We start from the raw sequence: 17710 nt of genomic DNA on the forward strand, positions 1-17710 counted from the left end.
AGAGTGCCAGCCTATGGCGAGCGACAACGGACCCGACAACCTGGTACCCCCGCCGCAGGCCCGCGCGGAGGCCGAGGTCACGCCCGAGGACCCCGGGCAGGTGGCTCCGTTCCTCGATCTCGCCCACCTCGAGGCCCGGGCGCGGGACCTGCTGCCTCCCGACGTCTACGACTACTACGCCGGCGGCTCGGACACCGAGACGACGATGCGGGAGGCGCCCGAGGCCTGGCGGTCCTACCGGCTCCGGCCGCGCGTGCTGCGCGGCGTGACGCAGGCGCAGCTGGGCACCGAGCTGCTCGGCAGCCACGTCCGGACCCCGATCGGTGTCGCCCCCTGGGCCTACCAGGGCATGGCGCACCCGGACGGCGAGCTGGCCACCGCCCGGGCGGCGGTGGCCACCGGCGCCCTCATGACGGCGTCCACGAGCGCCACGCACACCCTCGAGGAGATCGCCGCCGAGGCCGACGGTGCCCCGCAGTGGTTCCAGCTCTACCGGCAGCACTCCGACGCACACACCAAGGACCTCGCCCGGCGCGCGGGCGACGCCGGGTACCGCGCGCTGGTCATGACCGTCGACGTGCCCCTCCTCGGCCGCCGGCACCGCGACATGACCAACGCCTTCGCCCTGCCGGCCGGGCTGCGCATGGCCAACCACCCGGACGCCGACGGCCGCCGCCCGGCGCTGACCGAGCTGGCGACCGCGACGTGGACCTTCGACGACATCGCCCGGTTCGGCGAGGTCTCCGGGCTGCCGGTCGTGGTCAAGGGCGTGCTGCGTGGCGACGACGCCGTCCGGTGCGTGCAGGCCGGGGCGTCGGCCGTCTGGGTCTCCACGCACGGCGGACGCCAGGCCGACCCCGCCGTCTCCAGCACGCACGCCCTCCCGGAGATCGTCGACGCCGTCGGGGACGACGCCGAGGTCTACGCCGACGGCGGCATCCGCACGGGCGCGGACGTGCTGACCGCGCTCGCCCTCGGCGCCCGGGCGGTGTTCCTCGGCCGGCCCATCGCCTGGGGGCTGGCCGGCGGTGGCGCCGCCGGCGTCGCGCAGGTGCTCGAGGGGCTCACCGAGGAGCTGGCGCACACGATGGTGCTGTGCGGCCTGGACGACGTCCGGTCGGTGCCCCGCGACTCGATCACCGCGGCGCGCTAACCTTGGCCCGGGCCGTGACTGGCGCGTCGAGGTGGGCCACCACCGGGGAGCGGTCCGCACCACCACCGCCGTGCGCCTGGGCCACCTAACCGTCCTCACGCGCAGGAGCCCCGAATGACCACCACAGCCCGCCCCACCACCGGCTTCGACGCCGCTGCCGCCTCCACGGCCTACCGCAGCGCCCTCGAGGTGATCGGCGCCGTCGAGCCGCGCGTCGCGGCCGCGATCAGCCAGGAGCTCACCGACCAGCGCGAGTCGCTGAAGCTGATCGCCAGCGAGAACTACGCCAGCCCCGCCGTGCTGCTGACCATGGGCAACTGGTTCAGCGACAAGTACGCCGAGGGCACCGTCGGCCACCGCTTCTACGCCGGCTGCCAGAACGTCGACACGGTCGAGGCCCTGGCGGCCGAGCACGCCCGCGAGCTCTTCGGCGCCTCGCACGCCTACGTGCAGCCGCACTCGGGCATCGACGCCAACCTCGTCGCCTTCTGGGCGGTGCTCGCCCAGCGCGTCGAGCTGCCGGCGCTGGAGAAGGCCGGCGTGAAGCACGTCAACGACCTCACCGACGCCGATTGGACGACGCTGCGGCACGCCCTGGGCGACCAGCGGATGCTCGGGATGTCGCTGGACGCCGGCGGCCACCTCACCCACGGGTTCCGCCCGAACATCAGCGGCAAGATGTTCGAGCAGTCCTCCTACGGCACCGAGCCCGGGACCGGGCTGCTCGACTACGACGCGCTGCGGGCACGGGCGCGGGAGTTCCGGCCGCTCATCCTCATGGCCGGGTACTCCGCCTATCCGCGCCGGGTGAACTTCGCGACGATGCGCGAGATCGCCGACGAGGTGGGCGCCACGCTCGTCGTCGACATGGCGCACTTCGCCGGGCTCGTGGCCGGCAAGGTGCTCACCGGCGACTTCGACCCGGTGCCGCACGCCCACGTCGTCACCAGCACCAGCCACAAGTCGCTGCGCGGACCGCGCGGCGGCTTCGTGCTCGCCCAGCCGGAGTTCGCCGACGCCGTCGACCGCGGCTGCCCCATGGTGCTCGGCGGGCCGCTCCCCCACGTCATGGCCGCCAAGGCCGTCGCCTTCGCCGAGGCCCGCCGGCCGGAGTTCGCCGACTACGCCCGCGCGATCGCCGACAACGCCGTCGCCCTGGCCGAGGGGCTGGACCGCCGCGGCGTCCAGCTGGTCACCGGTGGAACCGACAACCACCTGGTGCTCCTGGACGTGAGCAGCTTCGGCCTCACCGGGCGGCAGGCCGAGTCCGCGCTGCTGGACGCCGGGATCGTCACCAACCGCAACGCCGTCCCGGCCGACCCGAACGGCGCCTGGTACACCTCGGGCGTCCGGATCGGCACGCCGGCGCTGACCACGCGGGGCTTCGGGACCGAGGAGTTCGACCGGGTCGCGGAGCTCATCGCCGACGTCCTCGGGTCCACCACGCCGGCCGCCACGAGCTCGGGCACCCCGTCCAAGGCCAAGTTCACCACCGCCGACGGCGTGGCGGACCGGACGCGGTCGGCCGCGGCAGAGCTGCTCGCCGACCACCCCCTCTACCCGGGGCTGGACCTGGCCTGACCCGCCCGCACCGGGGACCGACGTGACCCCCGCCACGAGTTCATCCGCACCACGGGCCACGGCGGTCCCCCGTGCCGCGTGGTGGGGCGCTCCCTGGCGTCGGCGCTCCTACACTCGGTCGGTGTGGACACTGCCGTGACCGACCCCGTGGTCGGCCTCCTCCTCGAGGGGCGCTATCGCCTCGAGGAGCGGCTCGCGCGCGGCGGCATGTCCACCGTCTACGCCGCCACGGACCTCCGGCTGCACAAGACCGTCGCCGTCAAGGTGATGGCCGAGCACCTGGCCCACGACCCGACGTTCGTCGACCGGTTCACCCGCGAGGCCCGCGCCGCCGCGATGCTGAGCCACCCGAACGTCGTCGGCGTCAGCGACCAGGGCAGCGACCAGGGCCTGGTCTTCCTGGTGATGGAACTGGTGCGGGGGCGGACCCTGCGCGACCTGCTGAGCGCCCGCGGCCGGCTGACCGTCGCGGAGGCGTTCGCCGTCCTCGAGCCCGTGCTCGGCGGGCTCACCGCCGCCCACCGGGCCGGCATTGTGCACCGCGACATCAAGCCCGAGAACGTGCTGATCGGCGTCGACGGCGTCGTCAAGGTGGCCGACTTTGGCCTGGCGCGCGCCGTCGTGGGCACCGGGCAGACCAGCCAGACCGGCGGCGTCCTCATCGGCACCGTCGCCTACCTCTCCCCCGAGCAGCTCGAGCGCGGCCGCGCCGACGCCCGCTCGGACATCTACGCGGCCGGCATCGTGCTCTACGAGATGCTGACCGGACACCCGCCGTTCGGCGGCGACACCCCGCTGGCCGTGGCCTACCAGCACGTCCACCACGACGTCCCGGCTCCGTCGGCCGAGGTGCCCGGCCTCCCCTGGGCGGTCGACGAGCTCGTCGCCCGCACCACCCGGCGCGACCCGGCCGGCCGGCCGATCGACGCCGGCGCGTTCCTCGCCGAGCTCGACGACGTCCGCAGGGACCTCGGCATCGACCCGGTTCCGGTGCCCACCGGCCAGAGCGCCGGCCCGGGCACGCTGCGGCCGACCAACCGGCCGACCCGGCCGCGTCCCGGCGACCGGCACCCCAGCGACCCGGGCACCAAGGTGCTCGGCGGCCGCCCCGCCCGCGGCGGGAGCACGAGCATGCTGCCCGGCATGGGCGCCGGCCCCACCACCGACGTCCAGGGCCGCCGGCCCGGCCCCGCGCGGCCGCGCCCGGGCGTGCCCGACCACATCCGCAAGCGCCGCGCCCGGCTCGCCATCGCCGTCGTCGCGCTGCTCGCGGTGACCGCCGGCGCGATCGGCTGGTGGTTCGGCGAGGGCCGCTGGACGAGCACTCCCGACCTGGTGGGCTCGGAACAGGCGGCCGCGATCGACCTGCTGCAGAACGCCGGGCTCGACCCGGACTGCTGCGAGGAGGTCTGGAGCGAGGACGTCCCCGCCGGCACCGTGATGTCGACCGAGCCGGCGGCCGGCGCGGAGGTCATCCGGAGCACCGACGTGCGCCTCGTCGTCTCCAAGGGCAAGGAGCGCTACACCGTCTCCCCCGACCTCGTCTCGCTGCCCGTCGAGCAGGTGGAGACCCAGCTCGAGGACCTGCCGCTTCAGGTCACCCGCGGCCAGGACTACGACAACGAGATCCCGCCCGGCCACGTCATCCGCTTCGACCCCGCCGCCGGCACCGAGCTCAAGCGCGACCAGGTCGTCACCGTCGTGGTCAGCCAGGGCCGGGCGCCGGTCGCCGTCCCCGACGTCACCGGACAGTCCCCCGAGCAGGCGACCAAGAACCTCCAGGACCTCGGCTTCACCGTGGAGCGGGTTCCGGACGGGCGCAGCGCCGCGGTGGACAAGGGCGAGGTCATGGCCATCGACCCCGGGCCCGCGGCCGGCCGGATCCCCTTCGGCAGCACGGTGAAGATCCAGGTGTCGGCGGGCGTTCCGCTCGTCGCCGTCCCCGACGTCGTCGGCAGGAGCGGTGACGAGGCGACGGCGATCCTGAAGGCCGCCGGCCTCAAGGTCGAGGCCACCCGCTTCTTCGGCAACAGCGTGCTCCGGCAGAGCCCGGCGGCCGGCGAAGAGGTCGAGCAGGGCACGTCCGTCACCATCCTCCTGACCTTCGGATAGGCACCTCTCCCCTTTGTCGAACAGCACTGCCGCGCCGGCCGTCGGCGCGCACATCCAGATCAAGGGCGGGCTGGCCAAGGGCGGTCTCGTCTACACCGACGCCGTCGCCGCCCGCGCCGTCCAGGTGTTCGTCGGCAACCCGCGCGGCTGGAAGCTGACCGACGGCGACCCGAAGCAGGACGCGCTCTTCACCTCCGGCTGCACCGAGCGGGGCGTGCCCTCCTTCATCCACACGCCGTTCCTGGTGAACGTCGGCTCCCCCACCGAGGCGACCGTCGAGCAGTCGATCGCCTCCATCGCGCACAACCTTCGCCGCGGTGCGCAGCTGGGCTGCGACGGCGTCGTCGTCCACGGGGGCTCCGCGGTGGGCGAGGACCGCTACGAGGAGGCGCTGCGCCAGCTGCACGAGCGGCTGCTGCCGGTGCTGGAGGCCGCCGACCCCGACGGCCCGCGGCTGCTCATCGAGCCCACCGCCGGCGGCGGCAAGGCGCTGGCCGCCACGGTCCAGGACCTCGGCCCCTACTTCGCCGCGCTCGAGCAGCACCCGCTGGTCGGCGTCTGCTTCGACACCTGCCACGCCTGGGCAGCCGGGCACGACCTCGCCGTCCCCGGTGGGATGAGCGCCACCCTCGACGCCCTGGAGGCCACGGTCGGCCCGGGCCGGCTCGGGCTGGTGCACGTCAACGACTCGCTCGACGGCTGCGGCTCCAAGCGTGACCGGCACACGACCATCGGCGAGGGAACGATCGGCTCCGGGCCCTACGGCACCGGCCCGTTCGCCGAGCTGCTGAAACACCGCACCACGGCGGGCGTGGCGATGGTCGTGGAGACGCCGAGCGAGCGCGACGGCGACCCCTGCGGCGGCCACGCCGCGGACATCAAGCTGCTCAACTCGCTGATCGGCGATCCCGCGGGCGACCTCCTCGCCTGAGGGGCGACACGCCCGGGCGCGGGCGAACCGCCGCACTCACCTGCCTTTCGGTAACGGGCCATTCCGTTCCGCGGGCCGATGGGCTTCACTCTGCGAACCCGCGCCGTTACAGCTGGCGGCGACCGGTGGACGAGGAGAACCCGTGCAGATCCGCAAGACCCTGGTGGCTGCGGCCGTCACGGCCGTCGCCGCGACCGGCGTCGGCGCCACGACCGGCACCGCCGCGGCCGCACCCGCCCCGGACTCGGCCGTCGCCACCTACATCGTCACGCTCCAGCCGGGCACCGTCCCCGGCCCTGCCGCGGAGCGTGCGGCCCGGCTCGGCGGCTCCGTCCGCCACGTCTACGCCGCGGCCCTGAACGGTTACGCGGTCCAGCTGCCGACGCGCGTGGCCGACCGGCTCGCCGCACTGCCCGGCGTCCTCTCCGTCGAGCGCGACGCCCCCATCTCCCTGGCCGCCACCCAGGGCTCGGCCACCTGGGGCCTGGACCGGCTCGACCAGCGCGCCCTCCCGCTGACCAGCAGCTACAGCTACACGGCGACCGGAGCCGGCGTCACCGCGTACGTGATCGACACCGGGATCCGCCTGGACCACGCCGACTTCGGCGGCCGGGCCGTCACCGGCTACGACGCCGTCGACGGTGGCAGCGCGGACGACTGCAACGGCCACGGCACCCACGTGGCCGGCACGGTGGGCGGGACCGAGCACGGCGTGGCCAAGGGCGTCTCCCTCGTCGCGGTCCGGGTCCTCGACTGCGCCGGTTCCGGCACCAACGCCGGCGTGATCGCGGGCATCGACTGGGTGACCGCCCACCACGCGCCCGGCGTTCCCGCGGTGGCGAACATGAGCCTGGGCGGCGGCGCGAGCGCCGCGGTGGACAGCGCGGTGCAGCGCTCGATCGCCGACGGCGTGACGTATGCGGTCGCCGCGGGCAACGGCAACTCCCTGGGCGTTCCGCAGAACGCCTGCAACTCCTCCCCCGCCCGGGTTCCCGCGGCCCTCACCGTGGGCGCCACCGACCGCACCGACAAGGCGGCGTCCTTCAGCAACTACGGCAGCTGCGTGGACCTGTTCGCACCCGGTGTCTCGATCACCAGCACCTGGCACACCGACACGACCGCCAGGAACAGCATCAGCGGGACGTCGATGGCCACCCCGCACGTGGCGGGCGTCGCCGCGCTGCACCTGCAGGGAGCTCCGGCGGCGACGCCGGCGGCGGTGGCCACGGCGATCCGCACCGCGACCACGAAGAACGCCGTGCCGACGAAGAAGACGGCGAACAACGACCTGCTGTTCAGCGCCTACTGACCTCACGACGCACGGCGTCGGGAGTCAGCGCGCCCCACTCCCGGCTCCTGCCGTCAGCAGCGCGTAGACCTCCTCGCACGGCTTCGGTCTGGCCAGTCCGAAGCCCTGGCCGTGGGTGACCTCCAGGTCGAACAGCAGGCTCCGCTGGTCCGCGGTCTCGATGCCCTCCGCGACGACGTCGGCCCCCAGGTCCCGGCCCAGGGTCGCCACCGCGCGGACGATGGCCCGCGCCCGCGGGTCCTGGTCGAGGCGGCTGACGAAGGACCGGTCGATCTTGATGGCGTCCGGCGCGAAGTCGCTCAGGTAGGCCAGCGAGCTGTAGCCCGTGCCGAAGTCGTCGAGCAGCACCCGCACGCCGGCGTCCCGGGCCGCGTCGAGGATCCGCCGGGCCGCGTGCGGATCCCGGAGGAACACGCCCTCGGTGATCTCGATCCCCACGGTCCCGGCCGGGAGGCCGGTCGCCCCGACCAGCGCCTCGAGGGCGAGGAGGAACTGCGGGTCGTCGAGCTGGACCGGGCTCACGTTGACCGTGAAGCCGATCGGCCGGCCGTCGCACCGGAGGCCGCGGTCCTGCCAGTCCCGGGCCACCTCCAGTGCCTGCCGCAGGACGAGCTCCCCCAGCGGCCGGATGAGACCCAGCTGCTCGGCGATCGGGACGAACTCCGCCGGCGGCATCTCGCCGAGCCTGGGATGCGTCCAGCGCAGCAGCGTCTCGACCGCCGTGAACGCACCCGACCGCAGGTCGGCGATGGGCTGGTAGACGAGGTGGAAGCCACCGTCGGCGACCGCGCTCCGCAGCTCGTGCTCGAGCTCGAGGCGGCGCGCGGAGGAGTGCCGCGCCGCGTCGTCGTAGACCGCGGTGCCCCCGCGTCGACGTGCCTTGGCCCCGTACATGGCGGTGTCGGCCTCCCGCAGCAGCTCGGCCGCGTGGCTCCTCGCCCACTCCCCCGAGAGCTGTGCCGCCGGGTCGGGGGCGTCGCCCACCCGGGACCCGGCCAGGGCGATGCCGATGCTCCCGGTCACGAAGACCTCGGCCGGTCCGATCCGGTACGGGCGCTCCCAGATCCGTCCGAGCCGCTCGGCGACCGCCTCGGCCTCGGCGACGCCGTGCACGTCGTCGGCGATGATCATGAACTCGTCGCCGCCCAGCCGGGCCACCGTGTCCTGGGGGCGGACGCCGGCGCTCAGGCGTGCCCCGAGCTCCTGGAGCAGGAGGTCGCCGGCGGCGTGGCCGTGCACATCGTTGATCTGCTTGAACTGGTCCAGGTCGACGAGCAGGACGGCCAGCCCCCGGCTGGTGCGGCGGCTCAGCGACTGGGCCAGCCGGTCGAGGCCGAGGGCCCGGTTGGGCAGCCCGGTCAGCGGATCGTGCAGGGCGGCGTGCTCGGTGCGGTTCAACTCGGCGAGCCGGTCCTGGGCCGCCGTGGTCATCGAGGTCAGGGTGGTCAGCATGGCCAGGTCGGCGCCGGTCGCCTGCCAGGGGAAGCGCGGTCGCGGCAGGTACCACGCGGGACTGGACGGGTCCCCCGGGCGCAACGGCACCGCGACCTGCCGGTCGGGGTCGGGCCCCGGCGACGAGGCCACCGGTCCGCCGGCCAACTGCTCGGCCACCGTGTGCGCGTCGGCGAGCAGGTCCTCCTCGGCCACCGTCGTCAGTGCCCGGGCACCGAACCCGGCCAGCACCCGCTGGCGCAGCGCCGCGCGACGGGCCCGGGTCGCGAGGATCCCCAGGGCTGCGGCCGCGACGACCTGCGTGCTCAGGATCAGCCCCACCCGGGCCACCTCGACGTTGCCGGCCAGGTCCGGTCGGGTGAAGGCCTCGACCGTGACGATGCACGCGAGGACCCACCCCGAGTGCAGGACCGCGCGCCGCAGCGGCAGCACGATGAAGGCCGGCGGGAAGGCCCAGATCAGGTAGGAGAAGAACGGCCCGGCGTTGATCAGCTGCCCGAGCACGTAGGCCACCCCGCACAGGGCGACCGCGTAGACGGCGAGGACGACCTGCACCGCGGCGACGCTCGCCCGCCGGCGGCGCCCCAGGAGCAGGGGCACCCCGACGGCCATGCCTGCGGCACTGCACGCGAGGAGCACGGCCGACTGTCCGGTCGAAGGGACGGCGAACAGCGCCCAGAACAGCGCCGAGGCCGGGCCGAAGCAGAGCGCGCTACCGACGAAGAACTCGTCGAGCCGGCTGACGCGTCGATCCACGGCGTCAGGCCCGCGGGCCGCTGCTGCGGGCCGGCAGTTCCGCCGCGCGGTCTCCTCCGGGGACCGTCGGCGGCCGGATCTGCATCCCGCGATTGTGCGCGCGCCACCCGGGCGGGGCCACCGACGTCCCGCCCCGCACCCCGCCGGGCCGCCCGCCGGATCAGCGGTCGAGGAGGCCGTTCAGCACGTCGGCGGCACGCTCGACGGCGGCCCGGTCGACGTCGAGGTGCGTGACCAGCCGGACCCGGCGTGCGCTGACCTGCGAGACCAGCACGCCCTGCGCCTTGGCGGCCTCGGCGATCAGCGGAGCGGCGACGTCGTCGAGCACCACCATGTTGGTCTGCACCGTCGCCGGGTCGACGCCGAGCCGCGTCGCCAGCAGCTGCGCGTGCTCGTGGTCCTCCCCGAGCCGGGGCAGGTGCTCGTCCAGCGCATAGGTGCAGGCCGCGGCCAGCACGCCGACCTGGCGCATCCCGCCGCCGAGCCGCTTGCGCCAGAGCCGGGCGGCCGCGATGCGGGCCTCGGACGCCACGAGCACCGAGCCCACCGGCGTGCCGAGCCCCTTGGAGAAGCAGACCGAGGCGGTGTCGGCGAGCCCGCCGTAGGTCGCCAGCGGGACACCGGACGCGACGTGCGCGTTCCAGAGCCGGGCGCCGTCGAGGTGGACGGCGACGTCGGCCTCGCGCGACCAGTTCCAGAGCTTCTGCAGCTGGTCCAGCGGCTGCACCCGCCCGAAGCCACGGTTGTGGGTGTTCTCCACCGCGATCGCGGCCGTGGCCGTCAGGTGCCAGTCGCTCTTCGGCCGCACCTGCTCGATCAGCGCATCGGCGTCCAGCAGGCCCCGGTCGGAGACGACGGTGCGCGTCGAGATGCCGAAGATCGCGGCCGCGGCACCCATCTCGTAGGTGACGACGTGGGCGTCGGCGTCGCAGAGGATCTCCTGGCCGGGCTCGCAGACCAGCCGCATGCCGATCTGGTTGCCCATGGTCCCCGAGGGCACGAACATCGCGGCCTCGTGGCCGAACATCGCCGCCACGCGCTCCTCGAGCGCGCGGACGGCCGGGTCCTCGCCGTAGACGTCGTCGCCCACCTCGGCCTCGGCCATGGCCTTGCGCATGCCGTCGGTGGGCCGGGTGACGGTGTCCGACCTCAGGTCGACCAGGTCAGCAGCGTCCGTCATCCGCGCAGCATCTCCGCCACGAGGAACGCCAGCTCCAGCGACTGCCCGGTGTTCAGCCGCGGGTCACAGGCGGTCTCGTACCGGCTGTTCAGGTCCTCGTCGCTGATCTCCATGGCGCCGCCGAGGCACTCGGTGACGTCCTCACCGGTCAGCTCGACGTGGATGCCGCCGGGCCAGGTGCCCAGTGCGCGGTGGACGTCGAAGAAGCCCAGCACCTCGTCGACGACGCGGTCGAAGTGCCGCGTCTTGTAGCCGGTCGAGGACTCGTGGGTGTTGCCGTGCATCGGGTCGCACTGCCAGACCACCTGGTGGCCGCTGGCGGTGACCTTCTCGACGATGCCCGGGAGGACGTCGCGGATCTTCCCGTTGCCCATCCGGCTGATCAGCGTCAGCTTGCCGGGCAGGCCGTCGGGGTCGAGGCGCTCGACCAGCTCGGTCGCCTGCTCAGGAGTCGTCGTCGGGCCGATCTTCACACCGATCGGGTTGGCCAGCTTCGAGACGAACTCGATGTGCGCGCCGTCCATCTGCCGGGTGCGCTCCCCCACCCACACGAAGTGCGCCGAGAGCGCGTAGGGCCGGCCCTCGTGCATGCGCAGCAGCGCCCGCTCGTAGTCGAGGATCAGCGCCTCGTGCGAGGCGTAGAGCTCCACACCACGCAGCGCGTCGGAGTCGATGCCGCAGGCCTTCATGAAGGCCAGCGCCCGGTCGATCTCCCGGGCGATGACCTCGTACCGCACGCCGGCGGGCGAGCTGGAGACGAAGTCCTTGTTCCAGTCGTGCACGGCGTGCAGGTCGGCGAGGCCGCCGCGGGCGTAGGCCCGGATCATGTTCATCGCCGCGGCGGAGTTGGCGTAGGCGCGGACCAGCCGGTTGGGGTCGGGGATCCGCTTCTCCAGCACCGGCTCCAGGTCGTTGACCATGTCGCCGCGGTAGGAGGGCAGGCCGAGCGCGTCGGTGTCCGACGAACGCGGCTTGGCGTACTGGCCGGCGACCCGGCCGACCTTCACCACCGGCACGCTCGCGCCGTAGGTGAGGACGACGGCCATCTGGAGCAGCGTCCGCGTGGTGCTCTGCAGGTGCGGCTCGGTGTTGAGGTCGAAGGTCTCCGCGCAGTCGCCGCCCTGGAGCAGGAAGGCCTTGCCCTGGGCGACGTCGGCCAGCTGGGCGCGCAACGTGTCGACCTCGGCTGGCGCGACGATCGGCGGAACGGTGGAGAGGGTCGCCAGCACCGTGTCCAGCGCCGCCCGGTCCGGCCATCGCGGCTGCTGGGCGATGGGCAGCTCGCGCCACCGGTCCAGGCCGGGCACCAGCTGAGCGGATTCGGAGAGGCTCACGCCCCGAGGGTACGGCGCGGCCCGATCGGCTCAGAGAGACGCGTCTCACCCGCGGATCCGACCCCCGGGCCCGCTTACAACGTGTAGTCGCTCTATCACTGTGCAACACCAGTCACATCTCATGACGAAGCGGTCACGAACGGTCGGTTCGGTACCGGATCAGCTTCGGCCTGCCGAGACAGCCTGAGAGCAGTGGCACCGGATCGCTGCAGTCGACGGAAGGCCGAACATGAGCTCGACGAACCTGCCCACCTGGGCGGTTGCTTCGCATTGGGGCATCCGCACCAAGGTCGTCGCGCTCGCGGTGACGAGCGTCGCCGTCACGGGCGTCGCGATGGGCGGCGTCAGCGCGTGGCAGAGCCAGGGCTTCGCCGACGACGCCGCCCGCGACCTGGACGCCCTGGTCGCCGAGGACATCACCCGCACCGCCGACGGCGTCTACAACGTCGTCGCCACCCAGGGCGCCTCCACCTCGGCGAAGGTCGACTCCGACCTCGCCGTCGCCCAGTACGTCGTCGGCCAGTCCGGCGGGATCCAGCTGGACCCGGGTACCTCCGTCGCCTGGGACGCGAAGAACCAGCTGACCAGCGAGGTCACGCCGGTCACCATGCCCCGGATGCTCGCCGGCAGCCAGTGGCTCGGGAAGAACAGCGACGTCAACGCGGCGACGCCGGTCGTCGACACCATCAAGGCGATGGTCGGTGGCACCGCGACCATCTTCCAGAAGACGCCGGAGGGGAACATGCTCCGCGTCGCCACCAACGTGGTGGCCGCCACCGGCGCGCGCGCCATCGGCACCTACATCCCCGCCGTGAACCCTGACGGCAAGCCCAACCCGGTCGTCTCCACCGTCAGCGGCGGCCAGACCTACCGCGGCAACGCGCTCGTCGTCGACTCCTGGTACGTCTCGGCGTACACGCCGATCCTCGGCCCCGCCGGCGACGTCATCGGCATGCTCTACGTCGGGCAGAAGCAGCAGAATCTCCCCGCTCTGCGGGAGAGCCTCGAGGCCACCGAGGTCGGCGACACGGGCCAGGTCGAGGTCTACGGCGGCACCGGCACGATCGCCGGCACCGTGCTCATCAGCCCCGGCGGCGCCCGTGACGGCGAGCCGATGCTGGAGGCGACCGACCGGGACGGCAAGCCCTACGTCCAGGAGATCCTCGACGCCGCGCTCGCCCTCGAGCCCGGCGCCCAGGCCACCGTCCGCTACATGGACCCCGAGGCCGGCGCCACCACGGCGCGCGTCTCCTACTTCAAGCCGTGGGACTGGGTGATCGTCACCGCCGCCCGGGACGCCGACTTCACCGGCCCCAAGGACGCCATGGCCGACGGCCGTTCCTCGATGGTGTGGGCGCTGGTCCTCGCGGCGGCCGTCATCGCGCTGATCGGTGGCGCCATCGCGCAGCTCATCGGTCGCCGGCTCACCAAGCCGCTGACCGATCTGCGGGACCGCATGGCCGAGATCGCCGACGGCGAGGGCGACCTGACGCAGCGCATGGACGACTCGCGCGACGACGAGGTCGGCCAGCTCTCCGGCGCGTTCAACCGGTTCGTCGAGAAGGTGGCCTCCACCGTCCGCGACATCCACCGGTGCGCCCAGGAGGTGGCCGTCTCGGCCGCGGGTGTGTCCACCGTCGCCGACGGTCTGGCCACGCGCGCCACGCGCAGCCGCCAGCAGGCGCAGGGTGCCCACACCTCCGCCGCCGACATCAGCGCGAGCGTCTCCTCCGCTGCTGCCGGCGCCGAGGAGATGGGCGTCTCGATCACCGAGATCGCCCGCAGCGCCGCCGAGGCAGCCGAGGTCGGCCGTCAGGCAGCCTCGCTCGCCGAGAAGACCGAGTCGACGATCGCCGCCCTGGGCGCCAGCTCCGCGGAGATCGGCGACGTCGTCAAGGTGATCTCCGGGGTGGCCGAGCAGACCAACCTGCTCGCGCTGAACGCCACGATCGAGGCCGCCCGGGCCGGTGACGCGGGCAAGGGCTTCGCCGTCGTCGCCAACGAGGTCAAGGAGCTCGCCCAGGAGGCGGCCAAGGCCAGCGAGGAGATCGCGCAGCGGGTCCAGGGCATCCAGTCCGAGACGACGGCCGCGGTGCGCTCCATCTCCCAGATCGCCGAGGTGGTCCGCTCGATCAACGACCACCAGACGACGATCGCCAGCGCCGTCGAGGAGCAGACGGCCACCACCCGGGAGCTGACCCGCAGCGTGGCCACGGCCGCCGAGGGCGCCGGCACGGTGACCACCACGCTCACGGCGGTCAGCCGCGACGCCGAGGACAGCGCCACCGACGTCGACCGCGCCCGGTCGTCGGCTCAGGAGCTGGACAGCCTGTCCAAGGAGCTCAACCGGCTGCTGTCGGTCTTCACCGTCTGACAGCCAGCACCTGACGAGGCCCCTTCCGGTATCCGGAAGGGGCCTCGTCCGCGTCGGGCGCGGTCACCCGGTGAGATCCCGGTCGGTCCTGATGTAGGGACCGGGCGAGGGATCGCCCGCCGCGAGCCACGCCGAGACGCCCGCCGGATCCCGGCGGGCGAGCTCGTCGAGCAGCAGGGCGCGGACCTCGGCGGCGGGCCCCCGGTGCCGGGCCGAGCGGAGGTGGTCCTCGGTGACGAGCCACTCACGGACCAGCTCGTCGGTGGACAGCGTGCCCAGGAGCGCCCCGAGCTCGGTGACGTCCCGGATCGGCGTCGTCGGCTCGGCCGCGGTCGCGGCCTCGGCGGCCACGAACGACCCCACGACCAGCAGCACGAGGACGACGACGCCGCCCAGACCGCCGAGGGCCGGCAGCCCGGCGCCGAACGGGACGGCGAGCACGCCCGCCGCGGCGACGAGGACGACGATCCGGCGCGACCCCGCCTCCCGCGGGAAGTCCGGGTCCGCGGACGCCACGGTCCCGGCCGCGAGCAGACCCAGCGCGGGCGCGGCGACCAGCATCACCATCCACGGCGTGACGACCGCGCCGACCAGGGCGGTCGCGACGAAGAGCGTTCCGCAGACGGCCCGGCCCGCCCGTGCGGCGGTCCGCCACGGCGTCGACCGCCCCGGCCGCGACGCGTCGGTGCTCATGCGCCGACGACGAGCAGCCGGAGAAGGGAGGGCATGCAGAACTCCGTCCGTCGGTGGATCCGGCGGTCAGCCGAGGGGTGACCGCTGAGCGGCGCCGACGTCCGGCAGGCCCATCAGCGAGAGCAGCCGGCGGACGACGCGCGAGCTGTTCACCAGCGCCACGTCGGCCCCGAGTGCCGGCGTCAGGCCGTGGGTGTCGACGAAGGTGACCCGCGACAGGTCCACGGTGACCGGCCCCGGCCGGGTCGAGCGCACGTGGTCCAGCACCGCAGCGAACAGCTCCCCTCCGACGAGGTCGAGCTCACCGGCGACCACCACCACCGGACCCGGGCGGTCCCACTCGATGTCGACGGTCAGTGCCGCCTGTTGCCCGTTCGGGATCGTGCCTCCGCAGGACTGCTGCGGAATCGCGGAGGGTCGCCACGCCCCGGGACGGCGGGTGGCGGTGGAACCGGCGCGGAGCCGCGGGAGCGGATGGGCGATCCGTGTCATGCGTCGACGCTAGGGCGGGAGGGCCGTGGTCCGGGAGTCCCGGAACCGGACGACAACCGGCTCGCCAGGTTGCCGGGTCCCGGCAGCCCGACGGGTTCCGCTCAGTCCGTGGTGAGCGGCGCTGCGGGCCAGTCCAGCAGTCTCGCGCCGGTGACGGCGACCATCAGCGGCAGCTGGTCGGCCGGGTCGGCAGGGTCGTAGCCGGTGAGCTCGCGGACCCGTTGGAGGCGGTAGGTCACCGCCCGCACGCTCAGGTGGAGCCGGCGGGCGGCCGACGCTGCGTTGCGGCCGTCGGCGAAGTAGGCCTCCACCGTCGCCACCAGCGGTTCGGGTCCGCCGCGCGCGTCGGACAGCGGGCCCAGCACGGTGCCGACCAGGTCCGCGATGGCCGCCTCGTCGCGCAGCAGGACCCGGTAGACCAGCAGATCGCGGGCGTGGACCACGCGGTCGGGGAGGTCGAGCCGTTCGGCCACCTCGAGGGCGTCGACCGCCTCGCGGTAGGACCGCAGGACCCCTCGGGGTCCCGGGTGCGAGCGGCCCACCCCGGCTCGCCAGCGCGGCCGCCGAGTCAATCGGGCGACGGCCGCGCCGGCCGCCTCGGCGAGCGCATGGCCGTCGCCGCCGCGACCATGCGCCCCGGCGGAGGAGATGATGCTCACCAGGCGGCCGTCCTTCGCCGCGACCAGGAGCCCACGGTCGCCGAAGCGCATCCTGGCGTCGCCCTCGAGCCACTTCGTCAGGTGCATGCCGGAGTCGGCTGGGCGATCGGTGGCCGCCACGGTCACGGTGTGGCTGCCCGTCAGCCCGAGCCCCAGCCGCTCGGCGCGCTCCACCAGGGACCCGACGTCCGACCGGCCGGTGAGCAGGTCGTCGACGAACTCCCGGCGGAACGCCTCCTCCCGGCGGACCACCTCGCGCTGGGCCTCCTCGTGGCCGGCCGCCAGCGCCGCGAGCGCCGTGTCGGCTCCCTGCCACACCGCCTCCCCCACCGCGACGAGCCCCGAGGACCCCAGCGGACGGCCGCGCGCGTCGGTGACGAGCTCCGGCAGGCGGGGCCAGAGCCGACGGGAGGCGGTCATGTAGAGGTCGACCAGTGCCGGGAGCGCGACACCCTGCTGTGCGGCCTCGGCGCCGAGGTCCCGGCAGCGGGCCTCCTCGGCGTCGGTGAGCCGCCGGCCGTGCACCGCCACCTCGACGAGCGCCGCCAGGTACCCCTCCAGCAGCGACGCGGACAGGCCGTGCTCGCGGGCCGCTGCCTCGCCCACCTCGGTCACCACCGCCGACGACGGGACCTTCTGGCTGCGGCGCACCTCGCGCAGTCTTCCGCTCCCCGCCACGGGCGGCGAGGGGGACCCCGGGCGGAGCCGGCGGCCGTCCGCGGGACTCACCCGCGGGCGGCCTCCATCACGTTCCAGCGCACGAGGTTGTAGCGCGCGTCGACCAGCGCGTCGTGGGTGCCCGGTGGCTTCGGCGGCAGGGCCGGCTGGCCGCGGTCGTCCCACCGCTGGCGCAGCTCGCGGGTGAATCGCGGGATCGGCCGGGGCAGGGCGGGCATCGACCCCCAGAGCTGGCACAACGCCACGTGGTCGTAGGCGCCGAACCAGGCCCAGAGCTCGATCTCCTCGCCCGGGCCGGTGAGGAAGGCCAGCAGGTCCTCGCGGATCCGCTCCCGGCTGCGCCAGGCCTTGTCCGCCGGCGGAGGCAGCTGGTCGAGCACGTTGCGGCGCACCCACGGGATCGCCTTGCGCTCGTCGAACTGCGTGCTCACCGCGTAGAACTCCCGGCCGGCCTCGTCGACGACGCCGATGGAGACGAGGTCGATCGTGGTGCCGTCCTCGATGAACTCGGTGTCGTAGAAGAAGCGCCGCACGCTCACAACGTAGCCGCGCCGTCCGGCGGCCCCGGGTCCTCCCAGGTGTCGCGGACGGCCACCGCCTCCACCTCGACCAGCTGGTCCGGGTGCGCCAGCACGGTGACGCCGACCAGCGTGCTCGGTGCCAGGTGCGCGCCGAGCGCCTCGCGCACTCCCTGCCCGGCGGTCAGGAGTTCGCCCCGGTCAGCGGTGACGACGTAGACCGTCGTCCGGAGGATGTCGCCGAGCCCCGCCACGGCCGCCTCCAGCGCCGCCGCCAGGTTGGTCATCACCTGGCGCGTCTGGCCGCGGACGTCGCCGACGGCCACCGTCGAGCCGTCCGCGCCGAGCGGTCCGGCACCGGCGGTGAAGACCAGCCGCCCGGGGTCGGTCACCGCCGCGTGGGCGCACGGCGAGGAGTCGGTCAGGCCCGGCGGGCGCACCAGCTCGATGGTCACGAGTCGATCATGGGCCACCGGCGGGCCGGTGTC

At 74.0% G+C, this 17710-nt stretch carries 14 protein-coding genes and 1 riboswitch; of the genes, 6 read left to right on the forward strand and 8 right to left on the reverse strand.

Annotated features, from left to right (window positions below; all coding sequences use genetic code 11):
* Window positions 1-13 precede the first annotated feature (13 nt).
* The 5 genes from LBW97_RS01450 to LBW97_RS01470 all read left to right on the forward strand — a co-directional run bounded on the left by LBW97_RS01450 (window position 14) and on the right by LBW97_RS01470 (window position 7086).
* Window positions 14-1153, forward strand: coding sequence for an alpha-hydroxy acid oxidase (locus LBW97_RS01450; RefSeq protein WP_224497628.1), 1140 nt, complete (start codon window positions 14-16; stop codon window positions 1151-1153).
* 4 nt (window positions 1154-1157) lie between these two features.
* Window positions 1158-1242, forward strand: a riboswitch (ZMP/ZTP riboswitch).
* Between the two features lie 25 nt (window positions 1243-1267).
* On the forward strand, window positions 1268-2734 hold the full coding sequence (locus LBW97_RS01455; protein ID WP_224497629.1) for a glycine hydroxymethyltransferase: 1467 nt from the start codon (window positions 1268-1270) through the stop codon (window positions 2732-2734).
* 123 nt (window positions 2735-2857) lie between these two features.
* Window positions 2858-4846 carry a Stk1 family PASTA domain-containing Ser/Thr kinase gene (pknB, locus tag LBW97_RS01460; RefSeq protein WP_224497630.1) on the forward strand — a complete coding sequence of 663 codons (1989 nt, stop codon included), beginning with the start codon at window positions 2858-2860 and terminating at the stop codon, window positions 4844-4846.
* 13 nt (window positions 4847-4859) lie between these two features.
* Window positions 4860-5777: a deoxyribonuclease IV gene (locus tag LBW97_RS01465; protein WP_224497631.1), complete on the forward strand. Its 918-nt coding sequence runs from the start codon at window positions 4860-4862 to the stop codon at window positions 5775-5777.
* Window positions 5778-5919: 142 nt separating this feature from the next.
* On the forward strand, window positions 5920-7086 hold the full coding sequence (locus tag LBW97_RS01470) for a S8 family peptidase (RefSeq protein WP_224497632.1): 1167 nt from the start codon (window positions 5920-5922) through the stop codon (window positions 7084-7086).
* A gap of 24 nt (window positions 7087-7110) precedes the next feature.
* Here LBW97_RS01470 and LBW97_RS20295 read toward each other — a convergent pair whose 3' ends face one another.
* The 3 genes from LBW97_RS20295 to LBW97_RS01485 all read right to left on the reverse strand — a co-directional run bounded on the left by LBW97_RS20295 (window position 7111) and on the right by LBW97_RS01485 (window position 11808).
* On the reverse strand, window positions 7111-9294 hold the full coding sequence (locus tag LBW97_RS20295; RefSeq protein ID WP_224497633.1) for an EAL domain-containing protein: 2184 nt from the start codon (window positions 9292-9294) through the stop codon (window positions 7111-7113).
* 160 nt (window positions 9295-9454) lie between these two features.
* Complete coding sequence (locus tag LBW97_RS01480) at window positions 9455-10474, reverse strand: low specificity L-threonine aldolase (RefSeq protein WP_224497634.1); 1020 nt, start codon at window positions 10472-10474, stop codon at window positions 9455-9457.
* Window positions 10471-11808 carry a class II 3-deoxy-7-phosphoheptulonate synthase gene (locus LBW97_RS01485; protein WP_224497635.1) on the reverse strand — a complete coding sequence of 446 codons (1338 nt, stop codon included), beginning with the start codon at window positions 11806-11808 and terminating at the stop codon, window positions 10471-10473. The genes LBW97_RS01480 and LBW97_RS01485 overlap by 4 nt, the downstream gene beginning before the upstream one ends.
* 229 nt (window positions 11809-12037) lie before the next feature.
* On the opposite strand from LBW97_RS01485, the gene LBW97_RS01490 reads away from it, so the two are divergent.
* Window positions 12038-14182, forward strand: coding sequence for a methyl-accepting chemotaxis protein (locus LBW97_RS01490; RefSeq protein ID WP_224497636.1), 2145 nt, complete (start codon window positions 12038-12040; stop codon window positions 14180-14182).
* A gap of 63 nt (window positions 14183-14245) precedes the next feature.
* Here LBW97_RS01490 and LBW97_RS01495 read toward each other — a convergent pair whose 3' ends face one another.
* The 5 genes from LBW97_RS01495 to LBW97_RS01515 all read right to left on the reverse strand — a co-directional run bounded on the left by LBW97_RS01495 (window position 14246) and on the right by LBW97_RS01515 (window position 17677).
* A complete protein-coding gene (locus LBW97_RS01495; RefSeq protein WP_224497637.1) occupies window positions 14246-14875 on the reverse strand; it encodes a hypothetical protein in 630 nt (209 codons plus the stop codon).
* 66 nt (window positions 14876-14941) lie between these two features.
* The gene (locus LBW97_RS01500) at window positions 14942-15367 is read right to left on the reverse strand and encodes an STAS domain-containing protein (protein WP_224497638.1); all 426 of its coding nucleotides are present in this window, start codon (window positions 15365-15367) and stop codon (window positions 14942-14944) included.
* Window positions 15368-15468: 101 nt separating this feature from the next.
* Window positions 15469-16677, reverse strand: coding sequence for a CdaR family transcriptional regulator (locus LBW97_RS01505; RefSeq protein ID WP_224497639.1), 1209 nt, complete (start codon window positions 16675-16677; stop codon window positions 15469-15471).
* A 74-nt stretch (window positions 16678-16751) separates the two neighbouring features.
* Window positions 16752-17237, reverse strand: coding sequence for a polyadenylate-specific 3'-exoribonuclease AS (locus LBW97_RS01510; RefSeq protein WP_224497640.1), 486 nt, complete (start codon window positions 17235-17237; stop codon window positions 16752-16754).
* Between the two features lie 2 nt (window positions 17238-17239).
* The gene (locus tag LBW97_RS01515) at window positions 17240-17677 is read right to left on the reverse strand and encodes a RidA family protein (RefSeq protein ID WP_224497641.1); all 438 of its coding nucleotides are present in this window, start codon (window positions 17675-17677) and stop codon (window positions 17240-17242) included.
* Window positions 17678-17710 lie beyond the last annotated feature (33 nt).

Source organism: Blastococcus sp. LR1 (assembly GCF_020166105.1).
Taxonomy (GTDB): domain Bacteria; phylum Actinomycetota; class Actinomycetes; order Mycobacteriales; family Geodermatophilaceae; genus Blastococcus.

Coding starts and splice junctions, on each gene's coding strand:
- LBW97_RS01450 (WP_224497628.1), top strand. CDS start 14: ATGGCGAGCGACAACGGACCCGACAACCTGGTACCCCCGCCGCAGGCC.
- LBW97_RS01455 (WP_224497629.1), top strand. CDS start 1,268: ATGACCACCACAGCCCGCCCCACCACCGGCTTCGACGCCGCTGCCGCC.
- LBW97_RS01480 (WP_224497634.1), bottom strand. CDS start 10,474: ATGACGGACGCTGCTGACCTGGTCGACCTGAGGTCGGACACCGTCACC.
- LBW97_RS01490 (WP_224497636.1), top strand. CDS start 12,038: ATGAGCTCGACGAACCTGCCCACCTGGGCGGTTGCTTCGCATTGGGGC.
- LBW97_RS01495 (WP_224497637.1), bottom strand. CDS start 14,875: ATGAGCACCGACGCGTCGCGGCCGGGGCGGTCGACGCCGTGGCGGACC.
- LBW97_RS01500 (WP_224497638.1), bottom strand. CDS start 15,367: ATGACACGGATCGCCCATCCGCTCCCGCGGCTCCGCGCCGGTTCCACC.